The 4,642-nt window shown below is 49.8% G+C and carries 5 protein-coding genes; 4 read left to right on the top strand and 1 reads right to left on the bottom strand.

The window, feature by feature from the left end; all coding sequences use genetic code 11:
• Positions 1-325 precede the first annotated feature (325 nt).
• The gene (locus ACEW9J_RS15405; RefSeq protein ID WP_373545998.1) at positions 326-823 is read right to left on the bottom strand and encodes a rhodanese-like domain-containing protein; all 498 of its coding nucleotides are present in this window, start codon (positions 821-823) and stop codon (positions 326-328) included.
• Between the two features lie 215 nt (positions 824-1,038).
• Here ACEW9J_RS15405 and ACEW9J_RS15400 point away from each other — a divergent pair, with 215 nt between their 5' ends.
• From ACEW9J_RS15400 to ACEW9J_RS15385, 4 genes are all read left to right on the top strand, one after another.
• Positions 1,039-1,317, top strand: a complete 279-nt coding sequence (locus tag ACEW9J_RS15400; RefSeq protein ID WP_373545997.1) for a hypothetical protein — start codon at positions 1,039-1,041, stop codon at positions 1,315-1,317.
• Positions 1,318-1,643: 326 nt separating this feature from the next.
• The gene (locus tag ACEW9J_RS15395; protein ID WP_373545996.1) at positions 1,644-3,446 is read left to right on the top strand and encodes a PAS domain-containing protein; all 1,803 of its coding nucleotides are present in this window, start codon (positions 1,644-1,646) and stop codon (positions 3,444-3,446) included.
• A gap of 45 nt (positions 3,447-3,491) precedes the next feature.
• Complete coding sequence (locus ACEW9J_RS15390; protein WP_373545995.1) at positions 3,492-4,103, top strand: PAS domain-containing protein; 612 nt, start codon at positions 3,492-3,494, stop codon at positions 4,101-4,103.
• A 6-nt stretch (positions 4,104-4,109) separates the two neighbouring features.
• On the top strand, positions 4,110-4,430 hold the full coding sequence (locus ACEW9J_RS15385; RefSeq protein WP_373545994.1) for an ATP-binding protein: 321 nt from the start codon (positions 4,110-4,112) through the stop codon (positions 4,428-4,430).
• Positions 4,431-4,642: the final 212 nt, after the last annotated feature.

Genomic DNA, 4,642 nt, shown 5'->3' with positions numbered 1-4,642 from the left:
ATCTACCCACCCCACCCTACGGGCACCCCTGTCTTGTAAAGGTGCTCCACTTGGGGAAACAAGCGACGTTTTGGGGGGAAGCTTCCCCCCAAAAGCTCGCGCCCCAAGACCGCACTTTCCGCTCCCAAGAGGGGATTTTCCACCCTAGTTCTCCCCTTAGCAAGGCTACCCTGTATCCATAAGCCTGATGGACTTCGTTTCAAAATCTAGATCCCCAAATTTCCTTTTAATGGGGCTAATATCTAGCCAAAGTCCCCTCCAAGGATGGGTGCCCGTAGGGTGGGGTGGGTAGATCTCCGCCGCGCACCCAACAGACAGCAACTAGCTACTCATTCGCGTGTTGCGCCTTCCCTGCTTCCTTGGTGTCGTGGTCTTCTTTCAGCCGCGACACGACATTAAATGCGTCTGCTGTTGGGGGTGAGGCGTCTTCCTCTACGCCTTCGGTTGGGCCGCCAATTTCATGCCAAGCGGCTAATCCTCCCATGATATGAGTTACAGCTTCAAAGCCAGCAACTCTGAGCATCTGAGCGGCGTTATGGGCTTGCTCATCAGTGTCGCCGTAGATGTAGGTATCGTGCTTGGTTTGGAGCGTAGACTTCATTTGTGCCAACTGCTCCATCGGCATCGAGATCGCCCCAGTGATCCGCCCTTGATTGAAAGATTCATGGGCGCGGATATCGATAATCGACAGCGCAGGTTCGCCCCACTCTAGCCGCTTTTTGAGGTCGTAGGCAGTGGATTCTTCTTGGAGAACTACTGGTGTGGGTGTAAGCTTACCTAAAGCATCTTGCACGCCTTCAACAATATCGTGTAAATTTGCCATGAGAATTTAGATCCCTAAATTTCAATACTACATCTACAGCATTGCAGAATTTGCTCTAAACCACTTCTACCTTTAGGTAGATTGGTTAAATTAATTGATAATTGATAATTGATAATTGGGGTTTTAGGATGGGGATTTAGACCTGTACTCTTTTTTAATTTCGTTCTCAAAAGAACAATTGCACACTAAAAAATTATCCGCTCCGGTTGTGTGTAATGATGTCACAATCCTATGGCGAATATCTGCATGTCGATCGCGTGATGTGGTTTGGTGTCGATGGGAGCCAGCGGCTGGCAACGGTCGTTGACCTTTGGTCTGCCGTAGGCAATCGCGACTGGAAAATCATCGAAACCGAAGGCGGCACAATTAGATTAGATTCCAAGCTGGGAACGGGCACAACTTTTTACTTTACTTGGCTTCAGAAATCCTCACAACCCAATGAGCGCATCAAAAGCAATTTAGCGCTATATTCATACTTTAATAAAATATTCTGAAAATACCATCTGCCCAAAGGTAGAGGATTTAATCTTAATATTTTCTAAAGACGTATTTCGATCGATTAATCAACCATAATGGTAATCGTTCATGGGGTTTTGAAAGGTGAGCTGGAAAAATAATTTAGCTCTTGTAGGCTGATGAAATCCTCGATCGGGACATCAAGTCAATCGATTTTCTTGACAGAGATAACTGGGATCGGACACCACAGCGCGTCAAGACATCGATCGGATCTTCAATTGGGAAGAGCCTGAATTTGGAGATCGAGCAAATAATACTTCAGATTGAAGCTCGATAATATCCCGAACAATTAAATAGAGATCTTATGCAACGCTCTCACTCATTCACACGCCTAAAAAGCTGGTTTGCACCTCCAAATCGTCTCGATCTCCAGATAGCACGGATTACTAGCGGCGTGGTCATGCTGGCTGGTTGCTTGGTCTTAATTGGCTGGAAATTGGATCTGGCGATCCTCAAGAGCGTGATTCCAGGCGCGGCGACGATGAAAGCCAATACCGCCGTTTGTTTCCTGTTGGCAGGAATATCACTAAGTTTCCAAACTCGCAAACGCACCAGGCTGGCGGCTCGAATTGCCAATGGCTGTGCGATCGCGGTAAGTACGATCGGACTCCTAACCCTATCTGAGTATCTATTTGGGTGGCATCTGGGCATCGATGAACTGCTAGTGCGCGATCCGGTAGCGACGATCGCCTCAGATCCAGGTCGGATGGGCATTAATGCGGCATTCAATTTTAGCTTGGTAGGGATAGCACTGTGGCTGGCAAATCGGCAGGAGCCGCAACCGCCGCAATGGCAACACCGAGTCAAACTAGATAGCATCGGGATCTCTCAAAGTCTGTTACTGGTGGCGGGTTTTATCGCGCTGCAAGCTGTAGTTAGCTACGCCAACAACGACCGAGTATTTTATCAACTCAGTATTTTTACAACAGCAATGGCATTCCAGACAGCCATCGTGTTTGTGGTCTTGTGTGGGGGGATTTTGGCACTCCGCAGCGATCGCGGCTGGATGCGATCTTTTACAAGCGATTTAGTCGGTGGTGATGTCGCCCGTCGATTTGTGCCGATCGCGATCGTGGCACCTTTGGTAGTCGGTTGGCTGATTTTGCGTGGTCATCAGGCTAATTTCTATGACACCAATTTTGCGTTTTCGCTGATGTCGATCTCGCTGGTGGCGATTTTGTTGGGACTAATCTTGCTAAATGCTGGTATTCTCGATCGAGTGGACTACGATCGAATCCGATCGTCCGATCGGATTCGATCGAGCGAGGAACGGCTCCAGCTTGCCCTTGAGGGCGCGAACCAGGGGATTTGGAGCTTGGATATCCAGACGCAGATTTTGACTTGGGACGATCGCTGCAAAGCAATTTTTGGACTCTCACCCGCTGCGGTGGTGACACATGCACAGCGGCTAGACATGCTGCATCCCGAAGATCGCCAGCGAGTGGCTGATGCACTAACGATTGCCGCCCGCGAGGGTGGTAAATTTGTCAAGGAGTACCGGACTATTTACCCAAATGGCACGCTCCGCTGGGTACTCTCCCAAGGAAGCGGTTACTATAATGCCGCAGGGGAACCGGATCGCATCTTGGGAACGATGATGGATATCACCGATCGCAAACAGGCAGAAGCAGCACTACAGGAGAGCAATCGGAAGTTTAGTGCCGTTTTCGACCAGACATTCGAGCTAGTCGGGCTACTGAGTGTAGAAGGAGTCGTGCTAGAAGTCAATCAAACTGCCTTAGAATCAGTCGCTGCTCGTAAGTCCGAAATTGTCGGCAAATGGTGCTGGGAAACTCCCTGGTGGCATACGGAGCAACTACAGCAGCAACTTAAAGACGCGATCGTCACCGCAGCTAGTGGGCAACTCGTGCGCTATGAAATCCAATTTCTCCATACAAATGGGATTTTAACCACGCTCGACTTTTCGCTCAAACCCGTGTTTGACGAGCAAGATCGAGTCATGATGCTCGTGGCGGAAGGGAACGATATCACCGATCTCAAACAAGCAGAAGCCGCACTGAGTGAGAGCGAACAGCGATTCCGCACTCTAGCAGATCGGATGTCCCAGTTCTCCTGGATGGCAGATGCTAGTGGGGGGATTTTCTGATACAACCGCCGTTGGTTTGACTACACAGGGACGACGCTAGAGCAAATGCAGGGCTGGGGCTGGCAACAGGTGCATCATCCCGAACACGTCGAGCGGGTAGTAGCGCATTTTCGCCACAGCATCGAAATCGGTGTCGAATGGGAAGATACATTTCCGCTCCGAGGTCGAGATGGGACGTACCGTTGGTTTCTATCGCGGGCAATTCCGATCCGTGATGACTCAGGGCAGATCGTCCGCTGGTTTGGTACCAATACTGACATTACCGAACAACAAACCGCACTCCGCGAAATCGAACAAGCCCAAGCAGACTTGGCACGGCGCAATCAAGAGCTAGACGCTTTCGTATATGTTGTCGCTCACGACCTCAAAGCACCCCTGCGCGGGATTTCCAATCTCTCCCAGTGGATCGAAGACGATCTCGAAGGAGTGCTCACCGCAGATACCCAGTCGCAAATGACACTACTGCGGAGCCGAGTCCGGCGGATGGAAGCGACGATCGATGGACTACTCGACTACGCCCGCGTCGGTCGCACCGATGCTAAAATCGAGTCGGTTCCAGTAGCTCAACTGCTGGCTGAGACGATCGATTCGATCGATCCGCCGCCCACATTTAAAATCATCATTGCGCCAGATTTAGCCACTCTCCATACCAAGTGACTGAGTTTGTTCCAGGTATTTACCAATCTCATTAGTAACGCCATCAAGCATCATCATCGAGCGGACGGCTCCATCCACATTTCCGGTCGAGATCTGGGTGAGTTCTATGAATTTGCGATCGCCGATGATGGCCCAGGGATTGCGCCAGAGCAACACGAGCGGATATTTGAGATCTTCCAAGCGGTCAACCCTCAAAATCGATCGGACAGTACAGGTATCGGTCTAAGTATTGTCAGAAAAATTATTGAAACTGAAGGCGGCACTATTAGAGTAGAGTCCCAGATCGGCACAGGCACAACTTTTTACTTTACTTGGCCCCAGCAATAGTGTCTTGAGATGTGGATACATTAGTCTATGTGAGATGTTGCTGAGTCCTTTACCCCACCCCAACCCTCCCCTTATCAAGGGCAGGGCTGATCCATCCACCAGAGAAAAACCGCTCTAACCCTTTTCTGTCGTTAAGTCTCGATCGAATGTAGATGGAAGTTAAACGAAACAATTGGGTTTTAGCATTATTCTTTTTCCAATAGATCAGCCCT

Origin of the sequence: Chamaesiphon sp. (assembly GCF_041737865.1) — a bacterium.
GTDB lineage: Bacteria > Cyanobacteriota > Cyanobacteriia > Cyanobacteriales > Chamaesiphonaceae > Chamaesiphon.
The sequence above is the reverse complement of the archived record's forward strand: the minus strand, read 5'-3'. Positions and strand labels throughout refer to the sequence as shown.

Excerpts from the sequence above, each read along its gene's own strand:
- ACEW9J_RS15405 (WP_373545998.1), bottom strand. The coding sequence starts at position 823 with ATGGCAAATTTACACGATATTGTTGAAGGCGTGCAAGATGCTTTAGGT.
- ACEW9J_RS15400 (WP_373545997.1), top strand. The coding sequence starts at position 1,039 with ATGATGTCACAATCCTATGGCGAATATCTGCATGTCGATCGCGTGATG.
- ACEW9J_RS15395 (WP_373545996.1), top strand. The coding sequence starts at position 1,644 with ATGCAACGCTCTCACTCATTCACACGCCTAAAAAGCTGGTTTGCACCT.
- ACEW9J_RS15390 (WP_373545995.1), top strand. The coding sequence starts at position 3,492 with ATGCAGGGCTGGGGCTGGCAACAGGTGCATCATCCCGAACACGTCGAG.